Source organism: Rhodopila sp. (genome assembly GCF_965277165.1).
Classification (GTDB): domain Bacteria; phylum Pseudomonadota; class Alphaproteobacteria; order Acetobacterales; family Acetobacteraceae; genus Rhodopila.
Map to the genome: position 1 here is coordinate 937,850 of NZ_CBDICE010000006.1, position 20,571 is coordinate 958,420.

Annotated in this window: 22 protein-coding genes and 1 tRNA gene; 12 read left to right on the forward strand and 11 right to left on the reverse strand. The window is 63.9% G+C overall.

Going from position 1 to position 20,571, the window contains the following annotated elements; all coding sequences use genetic code 11:
- The first annotated feature begins 2 nt into the window (after positions 1-2).
- Positions 3-1,079, forward strand: coding sequence for a hypothetical protein (locus tag ACQY4Y_RS15980; RefSeq protein WP_428491592.1), 1,077 nt, complete (start codon positions 3-5; stop codon positions 1,077-1,079).
- On the opposite strand, the gene ACQY4Y_RS15985 is transcribed toward ACQY4Y_RS15980, so the two are convergent.
- Complete coding sequence (locus ACQY4Y_RS15985; protein ID WP_428491593.1) at positions 962-1,906, reverse strand: radical SAM protein; 945 nt, start codon at positions 1,904-1,906, stop codon at positions 962-964. The genes ACQY4Y_RS15980 and ACQY4Y_RS15985 overlap by 118 nt on opposite strands.
- Positions 1,907-2,311: 405 nt before the next feature.
- Between ACQY4Y_RS15985 and ACQY4Y_RS15990 the strand changes: the two genes are divergently transcribed.
- Both ACQY4Y_RS15990 and ACQY4Y_RS15995 read left to right on the forward strand, forming a co-directional pair.
- A complete protein-coding gene (locus ACQY4Y_RS15990) occupies positions 2,312-3,457 on the forward strand; it encodes a CaiB/BaiF CoA transferase family protein (protein WP_428491594.1) in 1,146 nt (381 codons plus the stop codon).
- Positions 3,457-4,278 carry an isocitrate lyase/PEP mutase family protein gene (locus ACQY4Y_RS15995; RefSeq protein WP_428491595.1) on the forward strand — a complete coding sequence of 274 codons (822 nt, stop codon included), beginning with the start codon at positions 3,457-3,459 and terminating at the stop codon, positions 4,276-4,278. The genes ACQY4Y_RS15990 and ACQY4Y_RS15995 overlap by 1 nt, the downstream gene beginning before the upstream one ends.
- 60 nt (positions 4,279-4,338) lie before the next feature.
- Here ACQY4Y_RS15995 and ACQY4Y_RS16000 read toward each other — a convergent pair whose 3' ends face one another.
- Complete coding sequence (locus ACQY4Y_RS16000; protein WP_428491596.1) at positions 4,339-5,169, reverse strand: hypothetical protein; 831 nt, start codon at positions 5,167-5,169, stop codon at positions 4,339-4,341.
- Between the two features lie 1,020 nt (positions 5,170-6,189).
- On the opposite strand from ACQY4Y_RS16000, the gene ACQY4Y_RS16005 reads away from it, so the two are divergent.
- Positions 6,190-7,776: an ABC transporter substrate-binding protein gene (locus ACQY4Y_RS16005; protein WP_428491597.1), complete on the forward strand. Its 1,587-nt coding sequence runs from the start codon at positions 6,190-6,192 to the stop codon at positions 7,774-7,776.
- 131 nt (positions 7,777-7,907) lie between these two features.
- Here ACQY4Y_RS16005 and pyk read toward each other — a convergent pair whose 3' ends face one another.
- Entirely contained in the window at positions 7,908-9,341 is a 1,434-nt protein-coding gene (gene pyk, locus ACQY4Y_RS16010; RefSeq protein WP_428491598.1) for a pyruvate kinase, read from the reverse strand.
- Between the two features lie 262 nt (positions 9,342-9,603).
- Between pyk and ACQY4Y_RS16015 the strand changes: the two genes are divergently transcribed.
- The 3 genes from ACQY4Y_RS16015 (at position 9,604) to ACQY4Y_RS16025 (ending at position 11,530) form a co-directional block, all read left to right on the forward strand.
- Positions 9,604-10,362, forward strand: a complete 759-nt coding sequence (locus tag ACQY4Y_RS16015) for a hypothetical protein (protein ID WP_428491599.1) — start codon at positions 9,604-9,606, stop codon at positions 10,360-10,362.
- A gap of 3 nt (positions 10,363-10,365) precedes the next feature.
- Positions 10,366-10,572 (forward strand): hypothetical protein, encoded by a 207-nt coding sequence (locus ACQY4Y_RS16020; protein WP_428491600.1) that lies wholly within the window; start codon positions 10,366-10,368, stop codon positions 10,570-10,572.
- A gap of 103 nt (positions 10,573-10,675) precedes the next feature.
- Positions 10,676-11,530, forward strand: a complete 855-nt coding sequence (locus ACQY4Y_RS16025) for a class I SAM-dependent methyltransferase (RefSeq protein WP_428491601.1) — start codon at positions 10,676-10,678, stop codon at positions 11,528-11,530.
- Between the two features lie 77 nt (positions 11,531-11,607).
- Here ACQY4Y_RS16025 and ftsY read toward each other — a convergent pair whose 3' ends face one another.
- The 3 genes from ftsY to dapF are packed head-to-tail and all read right to left on the reverse strand — an operon-like array spanning position 11,608 to position 14,530.
- Entirely contained in the window at positions 11,608-12,537 is a 930-nt protein-coding gene (gene ftsY / locus ACQY4Y_RS16030) for a signal recognition particle-docking protein FtsY (protein WP_428491602.1), read from the reverse strand.
- Positions 12,537-13,766, reverse strand: a complete 1,230-nt coding sequence (gene mtaB, locus ACQY4Y_RS16035; RefSeq protein WP_428491603.1) for a tRNA (N(6)-L-threonylcarbamoyladenosine(37)-C(2))-methylthiotransferase MtaB — start codon at positions 13,764-13,766, stop codon at positions 12,537-12,539. The genes ftsY and mtaB overlap by 1 nt, the downstream gene beginning before the upstream one ends.
- Positions 13,763-14,530 (reverse strand): diaminopimelate epimerase, encoded by a 768-nt coding sequence (dapF, locus tag ACQY4Y_RS16040; protein ID WP_428493652.1) that lies wholly within the window; start codon positions 14,528-14,530, stop codon positions 13,763-13,765. Before dapF ends, mtaB begins: the two co-directional genes overlap by 4 nt.
- Here dapF and ACQY4Y_RS16045 point away from each other — a divergent pair.
- Positions 14,417-14,686: a hypothetical protein gene (locus ACQY4Y_RS16045; RefSeq protein ID WP_428493728.1), complete on the forward strand. Its 270-nt coding sequence runs from the start codon at positions 14,417-14,419 to the stop codon at positions 14,684-14,686. The two genes, dapF and ACQY4Y_RS16045, sit on opposite strands and share 114 nt — an antisense overlap.
- Before the next feature lie 10 nt (positions 14,687-14,696).
- On the opposite strand, the gene ctrA is transcribed toward ACQY4Y_RS16045, so the two are convergent.
- Complete coding sequence (gene ctrA, locus ACQY4Y_RS16050; protein ID WP_428491604.1) at positions 14,697-15,434, reverse strand: response regulator transcription factor CtrA; 738 nt, start codon at positions 15,432-15,434, stop codon at positions 14,697-14,699.
- A gap of 193 nt (positions 15,435-15,627) precedes the next feature.
- On the opposite strand from ctrA, the gene ACQY4Y_RS16055 reads away from it, so the two are divergent.
- From ACQY4Y_RS16055 to ACQY4Y_RS16070, 4 genes are all read left to right on the forward strand, one after another.
- A complete protein-coding gene (locus ACQY4Y_RS16055) occupies positions 15,628-16,956 on the forward strand; it encodes a FliI/YscN family ATPase (RefSeq protein WP_428491605.1) in 1,329 nt (442 codons plus the stop codon).
- A 1-nt stretch (position 16,957) separates the two neighbouring features.
- On the forward strand, positions 16,958-17,413 hold the full coding sequence (locus tag ACQY4Y_RS16060) for a hypothetical protein (protein WP_428491606.1): 456 nt from the start codon (positions 16,958-16,960) through the stop codon (positions 17,411-17,413).
- A gap of 276 nt (positions 17,414-17,689) precedes the next feature.
- Positions 17,690-18,091 carry a response regulator gene (locus tag ACQY4Y_RS16065; RefSeq protein ID WP_428493653.1) on the forward strand — a complete coding sequence of 134 codons (402 nt, stop codon included), beginning with the start codon at positions 17,690-17,692 and terminating at the stop codon, positions 18,089-18,091.
- Between the two features lie 240 nt (positions 18,092-18,331).
- Entirely contained in the window at positions 18,332-18,820 is a 489-nt protein-coding gene (locus ACQY4Y_RS16070) for a hypothetical protein (RefSeq protein WP_428491607.1), read from the forward strand.
- A gap of 37 nt (positions 18,821-18,857) precedes the next feature.
- Here ACQY4Y_RS16070 and ACQY4Y_RS16075 read toward each other — a convergent pair.
- From ACQY4Y_RS16075 to ACQY4Y_RS16090, 4 genes are all read right to left on the reverse strand, one after another.
- Positions 18,858-18,931 (reverse strand) — tRNA-Gly (locus ACQY4Y_RS16075).
- Positions 18,932-19,215: 284 nt separating this feature from the next.
- Entirely contained in the window at positions 19,216-19,716 is a 501-nt protein-coding gene (locus ACQY4Y_RS16080) for a CRISPR-associated protein Cas4 (protein ID WP_428491608.1), read from the reverse strand.
- A 304-nt stretch (positions 19,717-20,020) separates the two neighbouring features.
- Positions 20,021-20,374: a hypothetical protein gene (locus tag ACQY4Y_RS16085; RefSeq protein WP_428491609.1), complete on the reverse strand. Its 354-nt coding sequence runs from the start codon at positions 20,372-20,374 to the stop codon at positions 20,021-20,023.
- Positions 20,355-20,558 (reverse strand): DUF433 domain-containing protein, encoded by a 204-nt coding sequence (locus tag ACQY4Y_RS16090; RefSeq protein ID WP_428491610.1) that lies wholly within the window; start codon positions 20,556-20,558, stop codon positions 20,355-20,357. The genes ACQY4Y_RS16085 and ACQY4Y_RS16090 overlap by 20 nt, the downstream gene beginning before the upstream one ends.
- Between the last annotated feature and the right edge of the window lie 13 nt (positions 20,559-20,571).

Genomic DNA, 20,571 nt, shown 5'->3' on the forward strand with positions numbered 1-20,571 from the left:
CGGTGCGCTATCTGCGATTTTTCGCGCTGTCCGCCGGGCTAAGTTTTGCCCTGGTCTGGGGTTGGGTGGCGGCGATGCCGATGGCCTACATGGACATCGAATACGCGTCCTGGCAGGCCAAGCAGCGGATGCTGGACCGTTGCGACCTTGGGGAGGCCATTATTCTTGGCGATTCCCGCGCCGCCGCCGACATCCTTCCCGCAAGACTGCCGATGCGCGTCACCAACCTCGCGGTGGGCGGTGGCGAGGCGATCGAGGCACTGTCGGCGCTGAACCGGGCGCTGGCCTGTCCGACGCCGCCGCGGCTGGTCATCATCTCGCTGGATCCGGGGCATTTCAGCCGGCCGGATCAATTCTGGGACCGCAGCGTCCGCCTCGGGTTCGTGACCGGCTCCGATATTGCCGGGTTGCGTGAGGCATCGCTTCGGACCGGCGATGCCTCGGTATATGCCTCCCATCCGCTCGATGGCGTGCCCTTGGCGGTGCGGGCGTGGTTGTACAATGTCCGATTTCCGCCGCTGTATTTCTCCAGCCTGGCGCATGGCGGCCTGGTGTTTCGCTGGCGGCGGAACGAGCGCATACTGGCTGGCACCCTGGCCTCGCGCGGGCACTACTATTTCGGCACCGATCCAGGTTCCAGCACGGTCACCGTCGATGCCCATATGGACCGGTTTCGGCCGCTGCCGATCTTGGACCACTACTTCGACACGCTACTGGCGACGTTGGATCGGCACGGCATCGAGACCCGCTTCATTGCCATGCCGGTGAATGACGCGACGTGGCGCGAGGTCCACCCGGCGGTGCGCGACGGCTTCGCCCACTACCTGGCGGCATACGAGCGTCGCTACAAACATTTTCATGTCGCCTCCGATATAATGCCGCATTGGCCTGACCGGTGGTTCGGCGATCGATTTGGCCACCTCAATCCCGCCGGTGCCGAACGGTTCAGCGATCAGCTTGGTCAGCGGCTGCAGGACGCGCCACCCAGTACGCAGAACGAGGCGCAGAATGGATGGTTCAGCGAAACCGGCGCTGCTGCCCCAGCCAGGGTGGTCCCCATCTCGAAGCGCGGGTCATAGGCCAGCAGAGTGCAGGCCAGCACGACGGGGGAGGCGGCGTGGCGGCGCTTCACCACCATGCGGGCGCCCGAACACATCACGTCGTCGGCCGATCTGTGCAGGATGGCCCAGCAGCCGGTGGTAATCTCCGGCACATCGCGCTCCGGCTCCATCTCCGGGAACAGCATCAGCCGCACCGGGTCATGAGCGTCCACAGGGATGTCGTGCGCGGCAAATAGCGCGGCAAAGCCTTGGCGCAAGGAGGCTTCGGTTTCGCCGGTGAAGCGGCGGCCGGCGACATCGATCCTGAAGCCGTTACGCGCCAGCCAGATCAGCCCGTCCAACGCCGGAGCCCAGCTTCTGCGTCCACGCTCCTGCTCATGGATGGCGCTGTCGTAATGGTCGATCGAGACCCGGATGGTCAGCCGGTCGCCGTAGCGCTGGCGCAATGTCAGCAGGTCGGAGCGCAGCTTGCGCAGCGGCTTCATCGCATTGGTCAGCACCAGAGCGTCCAGCCCGCGTGACAGCACGGCCCGCAGCATGGCGATGATGGCGGGGTTCATGAACGGCTCGCCGCCCGTGAAACCGATCAGCCGGGTGGGCAGCCGGTCACGGGTGATTTCGTCCAGATAGGTCTCGACCTCGGTCGCGGTGAGATAGGCCAGGCGGTCGTTGCGCGGCGATGATTCGATGTAGCAGTTGCGGCAGGTCAGGTTGCACAGCGTGCCGGTGTTGAACCACAAGGTCTCCAGCGCTCGCAGGGCGACGGTGGCGCGGTTGTCGCCGCCGGCGGTGACCAAGGGGTCGCGGAACTTGGCTGGGTCCAGTGTGCGGGCGATCTGGTCCACGGGCTTTCTCCGGTCAGGTGCGTGCCGGCGGATGGGTCGGTGACCGGGCGCGGGTTGGGCGAACCTAGGCAGGCAGCGGCCACTATCCCGGCGGGATCGATCGCACAAGAGCGAAGCGTTGAAGCGGGGGCTGATATCCATCGCTGAACGCGGTGTGGGCATCAAGTCGCGCGTTGCGAGGCAGTTCCAAACCAAGGCCAGGACAGAAGATCCACGCCACAGGCCAAAGCCTCGTGGATGGCGAAGCTTGATATGCGGCCAAGGACATCAGAATATTGGCGCCCTTATCATGGAAAAGATGGTGGCGCGCTCGATGTCGCATCCGAACCGGATGATGCTGGAAACCGGCAGGTAGCCAAGTCGGCATCCTGCCGTCACGACCGCCGCAACAACGGAGCAAACGTCATGGCCGCTGCGCTCGATCACCTTCTGGTTCTGGACCTGACGAGCCATCTGTCCGGACCGTACTGTGCGATGCTGCTGGCCGACCACGGCGCCGAGGTCATCAAGATCGAGCCGCCAAAGGGCGATTCCGCGCGTGGCATGCCACCCTTCATCAACGGCGAAAGCGCGCCGTTCATGACGTGGAACCGCAACAAGCGCTCGGTTGTGCTGGACCTGAAGCAGCCCACCGACAAGGACGCGCTGCTGAAGCTCATCGATCGCGCTGACATACTGGTGGAAAACTACCGCCCCGGCGTGCTCGATCGGCTCGGCCTTGGCTGGCCGGTGCTGCATCAGCGCAACAAGCGGCTGATCCTGGCATCGATCTCGGGGTTCGGCCAGACCGGCCCATACAGCGGGCGCGGCGGCTTCGACCTGATCACCCAGGCGATGTCGGGCCTGATGAGCACCAACGGACCCGCCGACGGACCGCCCCACCGGCTGCCGATCGCGATCTCCGACGTCACCGCCGGCATGTTCCTGGCGTTCGGGGTGCTCGCCGCGGTCGAGGCTCGGCATCGCACCGATGAGGGCCAGCACGTCGAGACTTCCTTGCTGGAAGCGGCAACGTCGCTCGCGGTCTATGAGTCCGCGCATTACTTCGCCACCGGGACAAGGCCAGAACGGATTGGCCAGGCGCATCGCGGCAGTTCGCCGTACCAGTGCTTCCAGACCGCTGACGGCTACATCACCGTCGGTGCCTCGCAACAGAAATTCTTCATCCAGTTTTGTGAGCTTGTCGGTGCGCCGGAGCTGGTCGATGATCCACGCTTCGCCAGCAACGCCGAACGGGTTGGCCACAACGATGCGCTGGTGGCGCTGCTGGCCGGCAGGCTGCGCGCGCAGCCCTCGGCACACTGGCTGGCGGCACTGGAGCGGTTAGGCATCCCGGCCGGGCCGGTGCTGCACTACGATGAGGTCTACACCGATCCGCAAATATTGGCTCGCGACATGGTGGTCGAGACCCATCACCCTGTTACCGGGCCGTTTCGCACCATGGGCGTGACGGTCAAACTGTCCGCCACGCCAGGGTCGGTGCGTCGTGCCGCTCCGCGTCTGGGTGAGCACACCGACGAAGTCCTGAACCAACCCAAGGCCGCCGAATGATGTCCAACCAAGCCGAGAAAGCCCACCGGTTTCGCGCGTTGCATCAGGCCGCCGACAGCTTCGTCATCGCCAACGCCTGGGACGCCGGATCGGCTCGCATGCTCACCGCGCTGGGCTTTAAGGCCCTGGCCACATCGAGCGGTGCCTGTGCCGGTGTGCTGGGACGGCGTGACGGCGCGGTGTCGCGGACCGAAGCGCTGGCGCATTGCCGGGCGATCGTGCAGGCGACCGACTTGCCGGTTTCGGCCGACCTGGAGAAAGGGTTCGGCGATACGCCGGAGGCAGCCGCCGAGTCCATCCGGCTCGCCGCCGAAATCGGGCTGGTCGGGGCCTCAATCGAGGATGCGACCGGCAATCCGGCGCAAGCGCTGTTCGAACCCGCCCAAGCGGCTGAGCGTATCGTCGCCGCGGTGGAAGCGGCCCGGGCGATGTCGTTTCCGTTTACCTTGACCGCACGCGCTGAAAACTATCTGCGCGGCAATCCCGATCTGGATGACACGATCCGGCGCTTGCAGTCCTTCGAAATCGCCGGCGCCGACGTGCTGATGGCGCCGGGTCTGCCGGACCTCGATGCGGTGCGTGCGGTCTGTGCCGCATTGTCGCGGCCGGTGAATTTCATGGCCGGCATCAAGGGCAAGTCGTTCACCGTGGCGGCGCTGTCCGGTGCCGGCGTCAAGCGCATCAGCCTGGCGACGTCGCTGTATCGGGCGGCGATGACTGGCTTGCTGAACGCGGCGAAGGAGGTCTGCGAAACCGGCACGTTCGGCTATCTCGACAACACCTTGCCAACCCCCGCCTTCAACGCGTTCATGCGCGAATAGCTCGACCGCCCGAACCCTGCTATCGGCGATTCGGGCGGCATTCGAAAAGGCGGGTGTATATCAGGCCGGGGTGGACGCGGAGACCCGACCGTCAGTTTGCGACGTGATCAGAGTGCGCCGCTGGACGGCAAGCGACCCGCCGACTGCCGCGGCGATCAGGCCGAGCAGCAATACGCCGAAGCCGGCGAACGACGCGGTGGAGACCGCCGCCGCGCTGTCATCGGCCGCGACTTTGGCGCTTTGGACCGCCTGGTCGCGGACTTGCTTCAGCTTGGCCTGATTGGCATCGAATTGCTTGGCCGCGTCATCGTGGCTGATTTTCAATTGCGCAGCCATGATGGCGATGACCTTCTCCTTGGCGGCGGGGGCATCGCTGCCGCCCTTGGCGTAGGTGACAAGATTCGACGCAACCTCTTTTTGGGCATCCTTCGGCGACATGGTGGCCGGGTCAGAATTGGCGGGCTGAAGATATGACTGAGCCTCCTGCTTGACCATGTCGGGCGATATTCCGGCCGCCTGGGCCACCGGCTTGGCTGCGTCGCTGATGCCGCTCCCGGCCGCGCCGGCAAGCGTGCCCAGTGCCGAAAATCCACCGCCGATGATGCCGCCGATCGCCGAGGTCAATAGCCAAAAGATCAGCAGTGTCGCGATGCCCCAGGTGACCAGGCCATGCAGGATGCCGTCGAAACGAATTTCGATTCCGGCAAGCCAAGCGGCGACATAGCCGCCGGCAAACAGCGCGATGCAACTGCTGACCACCCACCAGATCCCAGCTCCCATCCCAAGGTTGCCGGCGGCGGGTGTGCTGGCGGCCGTCGTATTGACCGTTCCCAAGCCGATTCCCGCGCCCAGCAGACTGAGCAGCAGTTGAATGGCAACAACAAGAACCACGCCGCCAAAGATGGCGCCCCAGGAAATTCGTCGATGCAAATGGGACCGGCCGGAGAACGAGTTGGCCGCTGCAACGTCTGTAGCGGTTGGTCGAGACATTTGGGGACTGTAGGCGCTAGTGGACAAAGCTTCCTCCTGAAGCAGATCGAGAGCGCAACCGCGCACCCGAAAGGGTATTTTTATATCTCTTCTATTCGTAACGCGCGGCCGGAATCGCTTGATCGCGTGGCGGAATCCGCTCGATCTGGGTGTCAGAACAGGCTTTTCGAAAAAGCGTGATCTCCAAGGTTTCCGCCTGTGGCTCTACGGCTTCATTCCGCACAAGCCTCGCAGACACGTCTGCGATTTGCCTGAGCGGGCTCTAGTTGGGCGGATTGTCGTCTACCTGTTACGATCAACGGGATAACGCCGCTTCGTTGACTCGGTTGCATTTTGCATGGATTAACTCTAGCGAGCTGATGCCACAGATCTTCCGGTCCGGCCCACCTATACAAGGGTTTTGGCGATACGCCGCGGGTCACTGCAAATGCCAACCGGTTCGTCGCCGACAGTGGTCGGGGCTTCGATCGAGGATGCGACTGGTGATCTGGCATAAGTGCTGTTTGCGCCGAAGCAGTTAGTCAAGCGTATCGTCGCCGCCTTGGCAGCGATGCGGTCGATGCGGGACGTTTACCTCGACCGAGGTGACCCGGCGCTGAATGCGTTCATGCGGGGATAGGTGGGCCGTCCGTTTTGTGCGGCTCCTTGGTCTGGCCAAGGCGGCTTTTCCCGCCGCCCTCGTTTGGCGCTGGGCGTTCCAGCTATTGCCAATCTTGGAGCTTGCGGCGGTACTACTCGCGTCGCAACCAGCGTCAGTGAGCGTAACACCGTGGGTCGCCGGATTTGCTCCCGGATACCGACCGACATTCTGCATGACAAAAATATTAATGATTGTAGCCACGGTAACACTCGATTCCGCATGGCCTGAACTGATCGGCTGGGGTCTAATAAAAGTCTGTGAAGCAAAGTAGGGAAGCAAGCATGCGGCGACGGACGTTCATGGCGGCAGCCGCCGCGCAACTCGCCGTGCCGGCGTTCAGCCGAGCCGCGGATCGAACTTTGAAGTTTGTGCCACAATCGGATTTGGCAGTGCTCGATCCTATTTGGACCACGGCCTACGTGACCCGCAACCATGGGTTCATGGTCTGGGACACGCTGTATGGCCAAACCGGGCCAGCGAACGCGTTCAAGGCCACGCCGCAGATGGTGGCGGGTCACGTCATCGCGGATGACGGCAAGTCCTGGACGTTGACCTTGCGTGACGGGTTGCTGTTCCATACTGGGGAGAAGGTGCTGGCGCGGGACTGTGTGGCCAGCATCCAGCGATGGGCGAAGCGGGACGCATTTGGCCAGGCTCTGATGGCGCGGACGGATGCGCTCACCGCGCCGGATGACAAGACGATCGTGTTCAAGTTGAAACGGCCCTTCGCGTTGTTGCCCGAGGCGCTGGGGCACTCCTATTCGAACATGTGCGCCATAATGCCGGAGCGTGTGGCTAAGACAGATGCCTTTCAGCAGATCTCCGAGGTGGTGGGCAGCGGACCATTCCAGTTCAATGTCAAAGAACGTGTTCCGGGTTCGTTCGTGTCATATCAGCGATTCGAGCTATACAAGCCTTGCCCAACCGGCAAACCGGACTGGACCGCGGGACCCAAACTCGTTCATTTCGACCGCGTTGAGTGGCACGTGATACCCGACCCGGCCACTAAGGCGAATGCACTGCAATCGGGCGAGGTCGACTGGTGGGAGGACCCGACCAGCGATTTACTGCCGATGTTTCCCAAGAGCGGTGATGTGAACGTCGCGATCAAGGATCCAACCGGCGAGTGCATGATCATGCGGCCCAACTTCCTGTATCCGCCCTTCGACAATCCGGCCGTCCGTCGCGCCTTGCTGGGCGCAATCCACCAATCCGAGTTCATGACGGCGATGATGGGAACCGACAAGGCGCTGTGGAAGGTTCCGTGTGGCTATTTCCCGCCTGGTACGCCGTTGGCCAACGACGCCGGCATCTCAGCACTACCGTCCGGGCCGCCCGACTACACGAAAGTCAAGGCGGCGCTGAAGTCGGCGGGCTACAAGGGCGAAAAGATCGTTTTCATGGCATCCACCGACCAGGCCAACTTGAACGCGCTCGATGAGGTAGCCGACGACGTGCTGAAGCGCGCCGGCCTTGATCTGGAGTATCAGGCGACCGACTGGGGCTCGGTTGTGCAACGCCGGTCGCTGCGGAAGTTACCCGCTGATGGCGGCTGGAACATGTTTATTACTGGGTTTGCTGGACTGGATCTGTCGAATCCGGCCGGCGACCTGCCGCTGCGCGGCAATGGAAAAAGCGCATGGTTCGGTTGGCCGACTAACTCGAAGATGGAAGATCTGCGCAACGCCTGGTTTGAAGCCTCCGATCTGACGGCCCAGAAAAAGATCGGCGCCGAAATCCAAACCGAAGCATTCGACTTCGTCCCCTACTTCCCGCTCGGGTTCGCTTATCAGCCAACCGCTTTCCGTAAGGATATCAATGACATGATGGACGGCTTTGCGATCTTCTGGAACGTGCGCCGGAGTTGACCGGCCGAACAATGATGCGAGCCTCTGCGTCCTTTGCGGCAGTGGCAAGTGTTGCGGCGTCGCCGGTGTGCGGCGCTCCGGCACGTAAACAGAAAGTCCGAAATGGGCTAACGAAAGATACCAAACTATCGTTACTTGACCGTTGCCACCCGCAGCGCGTTCGTGGTCCCGGAATGACCGAACGGCACACCGGCGGTGACCACGATCTCGTCGCCGTGCGCGGCAAACCCTTCCGACAGCGCCACCCGTCCCGCCCGAGCGACCGCCTCGGTCATCGAATGCACGTCGGGCGTGATCGCGGCATGAACGCCCCACACCACCGCCAGCAGCCGCGCGGTATTCTGGTTCGGTGTCAGCCCGATCACCGGCGCTTCCGGGCGTTCGCGCGCCACTCGTAGTGCAGTGCTGCCCAGCGCGGTGAACGCCACGATCGCGCTGGCTTCGATGGTGCGTCCAACCTGAGCGGCTGCCGCGGCAATGGCATCCGCCGCGCTCTTTTCGGGCAACACGCGCGAGGCATCCATCCCGGCCCGCCAGCCACCATCCTGCTCCACCCTGGCGACGATGCGGTCCATCATATTGACCGCCTCATAGGGGTATTGGCCGGCCGCGGTTTCACCCGACAACATCACCGCATCGGCGCCGTCGAACACCGCGGTGGCGACGTCGGAGGCTTCGGCGCGGGTCGGGGCAGGGGCGCTGATCATGCTCTCCAGCATCTGCGTCGCCACCACGACCGGCTTGCCCAGCGCACGCGATAGCCGCACGATGCGTTTCTGCGCCAGCGGCACTTCCTCGGGCGGCAGTTCGACGCCCAGATCCCCGCGCGCCACCATCACCGCGTCGGTCAGCGCCAGGATCGCCGGCAGGTTGTCCAGCGCCTGCGGTTTTTCCAGCTTCACCATGACCCAGGCGCGACCGTCGATCAGACGCTTCGCCTCGACCACATCCTCGGGCCGCTGCACAAACGACAGGCCGATGTAGTTGGCACCATGCGAGACGGCGAATTCCAGGTCCTCGCGGTCCTTCGCCGTCAGCGCCGGGATCGGCAGCACCACGTCCGGCACGTTGACGCCCTTGCGGTCCGAAAGCGGGCCGCCGACAACGCACTCGGTCTCCAACGCCTCGCCGCGTTTGTGCACCACGCGAAGTCGCAGCTTGCCGTCGTCCAGCAGCAGCGAGGAACCGATCAAGGCCGCCTCAATGATCTCGGGATGCGGCAGGTTGACGCGCTGAGAGTCGCCCGGAGTCGCGTTCAGATCCAACTGAAACCGTTGACCGGTCTGTAGGTGGACCCGTCCACCGCCAAACCGTCCGACCCGCAGCTTTGGCCCCTGCACATCGGCCAGGATCCCGATCGGGCGGTCGAAGCGCGCCTCGAGCTCGCGGATCATGGTGAAGCGCGCGGCGTGATCCTCGTGGCTGCCATGCGAGAAATTCAGCCGGAACACGTCGGCACCGGCCTGGAACAACCGGGTCATCACCTCCGGCGAGGAACTCGACGGGCCGAGCGTGGCGATGATCTTGGTGCGGCGGCGGCGGCGCATCTTCGGGCGAACAGCCATGGAAATTCCTTCGTGTTGCTCAAGCTTTTTGTTTTGTCGCGTGGTTCGCACGTGGTGAATGTTCCGCCGGGCGCGACCGCCCGTCAGCGATCATGGCTAAAGCATCATGGCGCTGAGCGGAACGTCCCGGTTGCCTGGATCGCGCGATAAAAACGAGATCGGGATGTCATCACGAGAGATCATAGGACTGCCCACGCGGCTGCCCGGATTGAAACATGGCGCTGATATGTTAGCCTCAGTCACCGATCCGGAGAGACGCCTCATGATGTCCCCTCGTCAGGCGGAATTTCGAGCCGCCTACCGTGCTCAGATCGCACCCGCCTATCATGGCGTGATCCACGTCGCGCTGATCTATCTAATCGGCGGCGCGGCGCTTTGGTACGCGGCGTGCCAGATTCGCAACGCTACTTTGGCGCAATGGCTGGTCGCCCCCGCCGTGGTGATCCTGGCCAACCTGTTCGAATGGCTGTTACACGCCCAGGTCATGCACCGCCCACGTCCCGGCCTGATGGGCATCTATAACCGCCACACCTTGGCGCATCACCAGTTCTTCACCCAGGACGCGCCATATCATGACACCACGCGCGATTACCGTATCGTGTTCTTTCCGCCATACGCGCTGATCGCCTTCCTGGTGATGGCCGCGGTATTGGGCTCCATTCTGGCGCTGCTGTGGTCGGCCAACGCCGGCTGGTTCGTCGTCTGCACCGCCGCCGGCATGTATATGAATTACGAATTCTTCCATTGGTGCTGCCATGTGCGGGACGACCGCGTGCTGCGCCGTGTGCCGTTCGTCAACACCATCCGGCGGCACCATATCGCCCACCACAACACGGCGATCATGATGCACCGCAACATGAACCTGACCTACCCGTTCGCCGACTGGCTGTTCGGCACCAGCGACCTGAACCGCGGCCTGCTCGGGCATTTGTTCAACGGCTACGACACGCGCTTCATCCGCGCCGAGATGCCGAAACCACGCCCCGGCGATCGGCCCGCGCCGGCGATGGCAGGGGAATAGACCGTGGCCGTTACCATCCGGGACATCGCGCCGCGCAAGCGCAACGTCGCCTCGTTGGTCGGCGGCTATGTCATCGCCGTCGGCTGCTTCGTGCTATGGCTCTTGTGCGCCGCTCAGTTGACGCGATGGCCACCTAGCCTGACCTTGATCGCCAGCGGTCTTTTCGTGGCGGTGGCAATCGGCGTCTGGATCCGGCTGGCCGACCTGTAACCGGATCACCCGTGGCCGGCATCCCGGACACAACCGCGGACGCCATCGACATGGCGTTCCCGCAATCACGGCAAGCGCCCACATCCGCAGCGGAGAACACCCGATGCCAGGCCATCGCGTAGAGGACCATTACGCCGGGTCAAGCACCGGACTCGAAATCGCTGCCCGCCTCCTGCAGGCGCTGCGCGTCGCCCACGGCACGGATGTCGCGATCAACCCCGAGACACTGGCGCCGTTGGACCATGTCCACGGCCGCGGCGTGCGGGCCACCCAGCAGCTTGTCGACTTGCTGGACCCAGCGCCGGGCGAGTCGATCCTGGACATCGGCAGCGGCATCGGCGGACCGGCGCGATGGATCGCCATGAAGTTTAATTGCGGCGTCACCGGCGTGGACCTTACCCCGGCCTTCTGCGATGCGGCGCGGGCGTTGAACATCGCGGCGGGAATGTCGGACCGGGTGAGTATCATGCACGGCAGCGCACTCGATCTGCCGGTTCCCGATGCCAGCTTCGATCGGGCCTATTCGCACAACGCGGTCATGAATATCGCCGACAAGGCGGCAGTCTATCGCGAGGCCTTTCGGGTGATCAAACCGGGTGGACGGTTGGTGTTATGCCATATCAACGCCGGATCAAACGGCGCCGGACCAAACAGGCCGCCCGAATTTCCCGTGCCATGGGCGGCGGTGGCGCGAAACAGCTTCCTGGCAACGGATGCGGAAACGAGTCGGGATCTGGCCGCGGCTGGGTTCAAGATCCTGGCGTTCCGCGATGTCTCGCAAGCCAACCTTGCGGATGGCGTGGCCATGCGGCAGCGAATCGAGCAACAAGGTCTGCCGCCGGTCGGGGTGCATGTGCTGATGGGCGAACAATACCAGCGGTGCCGGATGAATGCGCAGCGCGCGGCTGAGGACGGCCGCACGCGGGCAGTGGAGATCGTGGCCCAAAAACCATTTTGACTGTTACGCGCAAGCCGGACCGTTGACCCGCATGACGCCGATGCTCGCGGCGGTCCGGCGACGAACCGGCGCTGGTATCATCCGGCCTCGGCGCCGACCAGGCCGCGGGCAAACTCCTCGGCGTCGAACGGGCGCAGGTCGCCTGCCTTCTCGCCAACCCCCACGGCATGGACCGGCAGCCCGAAGGTTTCCGCCAGCGCAACCACGATGCCGCCCCTGGCACTGCCATCCAGCTTGGTGACAACAAGGCCGCTCACCGCCACCATCTCCTTGAAGATCCTGACCTGCTGCACCGCGTTCTGTCCGGTGGTCGCGTCCAGCACCAGCAGCACCGAGTGCGGCGCGGTTGGATCCTGTTTGCGAAGCACCCGGATGATCTTGGCCAATTCATCCATCAGCGCGGCCTTGTTGTGCAGCCGACCGGCGGTGTCGATCAGCAGCACGTCAGCGCCGTCGGCCTTCGCCCGGGTCAGCGCATCGAACGCCAGGCCGGCCGAGTCCGCGTTCTTGCCGCCAGCCACCACCGGGGTTCCGCTGCGGTCACCCCAGATCTGCAACTGCTCCACCGCTGCCGCGCGGAAGGTATCGCCGGCCGCCATCACCGCGCGCCTGCCTTGCTCCCTGTAGATCTGCGCCAGCTTGCCGATCGTCGTGGTCTTGCCGGTGCCGTTAACGCCGACCACCAGCACCACGTGCGGGCGGTGCGCCGGGTCGAGTTCCAGTGGCTTGGCGACCGGCTCCAGGATGGCTACGATTTCCTCGGCCAGGGCTTGCCGGATCTCCTCGTCGGTCACTTCCTTGCCGAAACGGGTGCGGCGGAACGCGGCAATCACCTTGGCGGCGGCTGCGGTGCCGAGATCAGCCGAGATCAGTAGTTCCTCGAGTTCTTCCAGCGCCTCGTCGTCCAGCCGGCGCTTCCGGAACACCGCAGAGATGCCGCCGGACAGTTTCTGCGTGCTGCGCGACAGGCCTTCCTTCAGGCGCGAGATGAAACCACCGAGCGCCATCAGGCGACCTCGGCCAGCAGCAGGTCACCGGTCGATCCGGTGACGGTCGCGCGGACCAGCCGGTTCGCCTCGATTGGCCGCGCCAGGCGGACGGGGGCGAAATGTTCACTGTGGCCGGACTGATTAGCCTCGGTCAGCAACCAGATCTGCCGCCCGATCTGACGGGCGAAGAAACGGCCCGCTTCGGACGCCCCCGCGGCGCGCAACGCGGCGGCACGAGCCCGGCGCACCGGCTTGGCGACGGCGGGCATCCGCGCGGCCGGGGTGCCGGGGCGTTCGCTATAGGGAAACACGTGCAGATAGGGCAGGGCGGCCTCTTGCACGAAACGCAGCGTGTCTTCGAACAGCGCCTCGGTCTCGGTCGGAAAGCCGGCGATCAGATCGGCCCCGATGGCAATGCCGGGGCGCAGGTCGCGGGCGCGACGGACCACGGCCATCGCCTCGGCGCGCGAGTGGCGGCGACGCATCCGTTTCAGGATCAGGTCGCTGCCGGCCTGTAGCGACAGATGCAAATGCGGCATCAGCCGCGGCTGCTCGGCGATCAGGCGCCACAGATCGACGTCGATCGCGGCAGGGTCGATCGAGGACAGCCGCAACCGAGGCAGCTCCGGCACCGCCAGCAGCAACCGCCGGATCATCTGGCCAAGCGACGGTGCTCCCGGCAGATCGGCGCCGTAAGAGGCGACATCCACCCCGGTCAGCACGATCTCCTGATATCCCCCGGCGACCAGCATGCGCACCTGCTGGGCGATCGCGCCGATCGGCACCGATCGGTTCGGACCGCGGCCGAACGGGATGATGCAGAACGTGCAGCGGTGGTCGCAACCCTGCTGCACCTGCACGAACGCCCGGGCTCGCGTGGTGAATTCGGTGACCAGGTGCGCCGCGGTTTCGCGCGCCGCCATGATGTCGGATACCGCTGATGTGGCGTCCGGCAGCCAGTTTTCGGGCCTCAGTTTGTCGTCGTTGCCCAGCACGCGGTGAACGTTGGGCAATTCCGCCCAGGCGGCGGGATCGATCTGCACCGCGCAGCCTGTGACGACGATGCGCGCGCCGGGGCGTTCGCGCGCCAGTTTGCGGATCGCCTGGCGCGCCTGACGTTCGGCCTCCGCCGTCACGGCGCAGGTATTGACCACGACGGTATCGGCGCGGTTCGCCGACAACCCGCGCATCACCTCGCTTTCGTAGGTGTTCAGGCGACAGCCGAAGGTCAGGATTTCGACCGTCATTGCGGGTCGGTCTTCAGTGCGACCTGGCCTTGGAAGCTGGTGGCAACCGGTCCGGTCATCAGCACGTCGCCGTCGTCGCGCCATTCGATGTCGAGCGCACCGCCGTCGAGGATGACCGTGGCGCGCCGGTGGGTCAGTCCCCGGCGATGGGCGTTGACCAGTGCGGCGCAGGCGCCGGAACCACAGGCCAGGGTCAGGCCGGCGCCACGCTCCCAGACCTTGAGTCGAATGGTTTCGGGATCGAGCACCTGGGCGAAGCCGATGTTGGCGCGCTGGGGGAACATCGGATCGCGTTCCAGCGTTGGACCCAGCGTGGTGACCGGCGCGGCGTCCAGGTCGGGCACGAACACCGTCGCGTGCGGGTTGCCCATGTTGGCGGCGGCGGGCGCGCCAAGTAGCTCCAGTTGCAGCGTATCCATCGGACGGGCGAGCGGTATGTCGGCCCAGTCCAGCCGAACCGGCCCCATATTGACCTCGACAAGCCCATCGGCGCGCCGAGTGGCAGTCAGATCCCCCGAAACGGTGCAAATGGAGGCGTCGCTGCGTCCGGTTTGCCGCAGCAGGATGTCGGCCACGCAGCGCGCCGCATTGCCGCAGGCGCCCGCCTCGGAGCCGTCTTGATTATAGATGCGCATGAAGGCGTCCGCCGATTGCGCGGGCTGGATGACAATCAATTGGTCGCAGCCGATCCCGAAGCGGCGGTCGGCCAGCGCCGCGATTTGTGCCGGATCGATGTCGAAGCGATGTATGCGCTGATCGAGGATGACGAAATCGTTGCCGCAGCCATGCATCTTCAGGAAGCAGATGGTCATGCCACGGATATAGAACAGATTGCCGCTGGCGCACAGCCGGCGGTCCCGCCGGGCATCCTCGACCACGGCGTCGCCGGCCGCGCCGATTACAGCGCGGCCGGCGCGTGAATGGTTCAGATCAGGCGGCGGGCGACAAACGTGGAATCCGCAGTGGTTCGAGCGCCGGCGTCATCGGTTCCTGCGGCGCCACCTCGCGGATCATGTAGCCGCGGCCCCAGATCGTTCCGATGATGCCGTCAGCGCCCGCGCGGGCCAGCTTCTTGCGCAATTTGCAGACAAAAACGTCAATGATCTTAACCTCTGGTTCATCCATCCCGCCGTAGAGATGGTTGAGGAATGCTTCCTTGGTCAACACCATGCCCTTGCGCAGAACCAAAAGCTCCAGGATCGCGTATTCCTTGCCGGTCAGGTGCACGTCCTTGCCGTCCACCGACACTTCCCGGCTATCGAGATTCAGTTCCAACCGGCCGAACCGCACTGTTGGCTGGCTGAAGCCTTTGCTGCGGCGGATGATGGCCTGCATCCGCGCCAGCAACTCGGCCTTGTCGTATGGTTTGGTGATGAAATCGTCGGCCCCGAGGCTGAGCGCCTTGACCCGAGCCTGCGGCAGCGTCAGGCCGGACAGGATCAAGACCGGGGTGTCGTTGCGCGACACCCGCATGCGCCGCACGACCTCGAAACCCTCGATATCGGGCAGCGCCAGATCGAGTAGAACAATGTCGTACTCATAATGGCGCAGCAGCTCCAACGCGTCTTCCCCGCTGTCGGTCTGATCGACCACCGAACCGGCAGCCTTCAGCATCAGCGTGATGCCGCGGGCGGCGATCAAATCTTCTTCCACCAGAAGGACGCGCATCCGGCCTCTCCTTAACCAAACATGAATGAATGTATATCACCATTGCGTGTTTTTGGCTAACATTTTCTCAACGAAATCATGTAATTTTTGCTGATGATCGCTGAATCGGCCGAATTACATGCGAATGTACACAGAACATGAATATTATTTGGACATTTAGGTGTCAATAATACGTTATAATCTCGTTAAGAGAGTGGACGCCTGTAAAGCACGCCTGCGTCGCACCCAGATCGCCGAAATCAGCGGAACCGTTACCAACCTGCTGGGCCTCGTCGTCGAGGTGGAAGGACTGACCGGGCTTGCCGCGATTGGCGATCGGCTGGCGCTTCGCACCCGTCAAGATCGTATCGTTCCGGCCGAAGTGATCGGGTTTCGTGACGCCGCGCTGCAGGCGATGGCGTATGGCTCGCTCGACGGCCTGGCGCACGGCGCCAAGGCGCTGCTGCTCGGCGGGTCCGAAGCGATGTTGGACGTCGGGTCCTGCTGGCTCGGCCGAGTCATCGATCCGCTGGGCAACCCGCTCGACCAGGCGGGGATTCTGCTCGGCGGGTCGCAACCCAGATCGACGCGCGTCACACCGCCCGAGGCAACCACCCGCGCCCGTCTTGGTAAGCGCATCGATCTCGGCGTGCGCGCGCTCAACTGCTTCGCCACTTGCCGACAGGGGCAGCGCCTGGGTCTGTTTGCCGGATCGGGCGTCGGGAAATCGACGCTGCTGGCGATGCTGACCCGGGGCACCGCATGTGATGTGGTTGTGTTGGCGCTGGTGGGGGAGCGTGGGCGCGAGGTGCGCGACTTTATCGAGACCGAGCTTGGCCCGGACGGGCTGGCGCGCGCGGTTGTCGTAGTGGCGACCTCGGACTCACCGCCGCTGATGCGCCGTCAGTGCGCCTACACCGCTATGACGATTGCCGAACATTTTCGTGATCAAGGACTTTCGGTGCTGTTGCTGATGGACAGCGTCACCCGGTTCTGCCTGGCGCTGCGTGAGATCGGGCTGTCGATGGGCGAGCCGCCGGCAACCCGCGGCTACCCGCCCAGCGTGTTCGCGGAACTGCCGCGGCTGTTGGAACGCGCCGGACCCGGTCCGGTGCGTCCGGATGGCAGCGCCGGGCAGATCACCGGGCTGTTCAGCGTGCTGGTCGAAGGCGATGACCATAACGAGCCGGTGGCGGATGCCGTGCGTGGGATCCTGGACGGGCACATCGTCATGGACCGCAAGATCGCCGAGGCCGGCCGCTATCCGGCGATCGACGTGCTACGGTCGCTGTCGCGGGTCGCTGCTTCTTGTCTTGACGAAGCGCAGACCGCCACGCTGCGGCGCGCGCGGGCGATCCTGTCGCTGCAAGGCGAAATGGCAGACATGGTCCGGTTGGGCGCCTATCGACCCGGCACCGACGCGACCGTGGACGAAGCGTTGCGGCTGACCCCGGCGATCGAGGAAATTCTGCGACAGGCGCCGGGCGAGCGGTCCGACTTCGTTGAATCGTTCGAGCGGCTGAACCTGGCATTGGCGGGCTGAAGTGCCCGGCGATCGGCTGCTTGTGTTGCAGGCGGTGCGGCGTCGGGCGGTTGAGTCCGCCCGCCAAGCGCTCGCAGCCTGCCTGCGCGCCGAGGCCGAAATTGCCGCGCGGATCGGCCTGCTTGATGCATCCGCACGGCGGGATCTGGCAATCAGCGATACCTGGGAGGACGGCCATCACTTCCAGGAGATGGCGGCAATCCGGTCTGCGGCCAGGCGGGAGGAACGCGACATGGCCGCATTGCAACTGTCTGAGGCCGCGACCGCTTCGGAGCAGGCACGAAGCATTCTCACAGCTACGCGAACCGCGGCGGAGGCGGTGGACCAGTTGATCGCCGAGCGGGCGGCGGCCAGTCAGGCCGATGCCGCCAGGCGGGCGCAACACGAGTTGGACGACATTGCGCGTTCGGCCCGTCGGCGCGCCGCTCGCCCGCGCGCCCCGACAAATAGCAAATGATTGCGCCGGCGAACCTTCGAGGCGCTCGAACGCCAGACACGGACGACCCATTCGGGGGGGGCTATGATCGTCCCGCAAGTGGTGGGCGGTCAGGAAATGCCCCGTCAGAACTCAGTCGGGTAAGGCGCGCACCCATCGGGTTTTTTGAGTATGAAACGAATTCATGCCGCAAAGTCGTTTCGGTCAGCTTCGAGAAACCCGTTTCATCACGAGAAATTGCCGCGACAATCCCGGCATTCCCAGGACCTCTGCATTAGATCGAGAGTTATGAATACGATGTCTATTGCAAGAAGCTGTAGTTTCACGGAGCCGAACGGCATACACACCGTTCTCGTCGTCGAGGACGAAATGATGGTGCGGATGCCGATTGCGGAGTATTTGCGCGATTGTGGCTACAACGTGGTCGAGGCCGGCGACGCCAGCGAGGCGATTGCGGCGATGGACAGCGACGACCCGGTCAGCCTGGTGTTCAGCGACGTCCGCATGCCGGGAAAAATGGATGGGTTTGCATTGGCCGAATGGTTCCGTTTTCATTACCCAACTGTGCCGGTGCTGCTGACCTCGGGTTACGGCGGAAGAACTGTTCCCGCGGCCACGATCCCCGGCGCCAGGTTCATTGAGAAGCCGTACTCGCAGACCCAGGTCGCGCATCGCATCGCCGCGCTGCTCGACTCGTGACCGTTTCAGCATTGTCGATTGTGTGCGGTGCCGCAATGGCGTGCGCCAGCCAAATAGTGCGTCCGGCTCTCAGGTTTCCAGATTAATCCGCCGGGCGGCGGTGGGGCATATTTCAGGTTCCCGACCGAGGCCCGTCCGGTGGCGAGAACCTGCGCCGGAATTGCGCCGTTTCACGCAGGAGCGATTTGCTTTGCGCCCACTGCATCGGGTCTGGTCGGCTGTCTGCAAAGGAGAGGCGATATGAAGCGGTCACGGATCTCGCGGGCATGGCTGCTGCCGACCTGTGTTGCGGCGCTGGCGTTACCGGCGGCCGGTTTGCGCGCCCAGGATGCTTCCCAGCAGGCCCAGTCACAGTATCAGGGGTTGGGGGATTCGCCTGAAACACCATCGACCTTGGACAAGGATTACGGGCTGTCGTTCCTCGGCGGGCCCGGTTCCGATCAGCAGAAAACCATGGCACCAGCCAAGGTAACGCCGCCTGCAACCGACTTCTTCAAAGAGACGCCGCCGTCCGAAGGATCGCCGTTTTCCCGGGATCCGGCGCCGTTCCGCTTGCCGAAGCCGCGTTCGGTCGGCCGCTCCGACACCGAAACACCGCTCTATACCACGACCGACGGATCAGAAATCGCCGGCACCCGTTCGCAGGACACTGAAACGCCGCTGTTCGACGACGGTTCGGATACCGCTGATCGGGGCTCCAACCGATCGATCACAGGCACACCGCGATAGGGCGGGACCGTATGAGGGGCCGGAGCGCGTGGTCGGCTGGAGCGGGTGAAGGGAATCGAACCCTCGTGTGCAGCTTGGGAAGCTGCCGTTCTACCATTGAACTACACCCGCAAGCCATTAATATAGCTAGGTAAACCGTCATTAATCGTAGTTGGCCGAGTTTCGCAGAGGTTCGTGGCGATCCGTGGTGTGGTCCCACCATTCAGAGATGGTGATACAGATTGATCCACGAGCTTCTGCTGTGGCGGATATGCCAGCGGGCGTTAGTGCGGTCAAGCTTCGACGGCCTCTCGTCAAACTGATGAAACTAATCAGAGGCACCGCCAGAAGCGAGCAACCGTTCTGAACAGCAGTTCTGTCGTGCCGGCGTAACGCCGCCATTTCCGGCGGAATCCCTAAAGCGCCTGGCCGCAGACGGCCTTGAATCCGCATCGCTGGCAGCGCCAGGCATCGCGGTGGCTTCGGTCTACCGTTTCTGCCAGCCGCTCCTGCCGTATCCGCTCGGCCCGCTCCAACACGCGGCGCCGGTCGTTTGAGGCGTAGGGGAGCCTGAACTGCCTGTCCGAGTATTCCAGAATTCCGTTGCGGACGATCGCGCCGTTATCCTCAAGCAGGACGGCGTAGGCCATTAATTGGTCGGTGTCCCATTCCCGTGGAGGGAAACGTCCTATCCGGCGCTTTTTCACTTCGACTGGCGTCGCATGGCCTTGGGACTCGTAAACATAATCGGGTTTGCCGGTCAGTCGGCTCGTGTGCGAGTTGATCGGTGACGTGATGCTTTGTTTGTCGGTATCCGAATAAACCAGCTCACCGACAAAGCGCGGCGCGGATCTGGCCCGCAGGACCAGCGCGAGGATCAGCAAGGAGACGCCAGCGATGAGAAGGGCGCCGATCATCGCGCAGCAAGGATCAGTGCCAGTCCGATCAGCAGAATGGCGGCTAGTATGAGCCATCCTGATAGCCGGGGCGTGAGGGCGGCGGAGTGAACGCGAGTGCCGTGCGCTTCATGGTAGTCGGTCCCGGCCGCCTGCAGCTGTGTATGAGACGTCGGAGCGCCTCGATCCTTCAGGTGGAGCGCGCGCGCGCAAAAACTGTGCGTAGCGATATCCGAGGCTCGGATGTAGCGTTCGGGCATGGCGCGAGGGTGGGGCGGACGTGACGAAAAAGCCAGAGCGATTGCGCCGCTTGCTGACGGTGCAATCAGGGCTGTGGCCCTTTCGGCCGCGGCGGCTTTGGATACGGCACAAAACTCACCGCGCCCGGCTTTGCATCGGCGACCGCTCGGACGACAGGAGCAGAGTTGCCAGCAATCACCGGCCAGGTGTTCGTGCCAATGACCACTATGGCGACGCGACGGTGACGGAGGTTTTGCTGGAATCGCAGATTCTGGTCGGCCGTCACAAACACTTCGAAGCCTGCTTGTTCGATGGCATCCAGAAGATCGCCGTTTGTCAGAGTTGCCCAACCACGGTCATAGGCGACCTCAACGTGATGGGCGGTCAGGAACTGTGCGATGCGCCGCGGCGCGCTTTGGTCAATCAGGACGCGGGCCACGCTGCTCCCTGACCTGCCGGATCACGGCCGTTACGGTCTCGACCGGCACGTCGAATAAGCCCGCGATCTCGGCCGGCGAAACACCGGCCTCGGCGTTGTCGACCACAGCCTGAACAGGAACGCGGGTTCCCTTAACCAGAGGGACGCCCGACACCTTGCCGGGAATGGTTTCGATGAATGACATGCGCCGCCCTTTC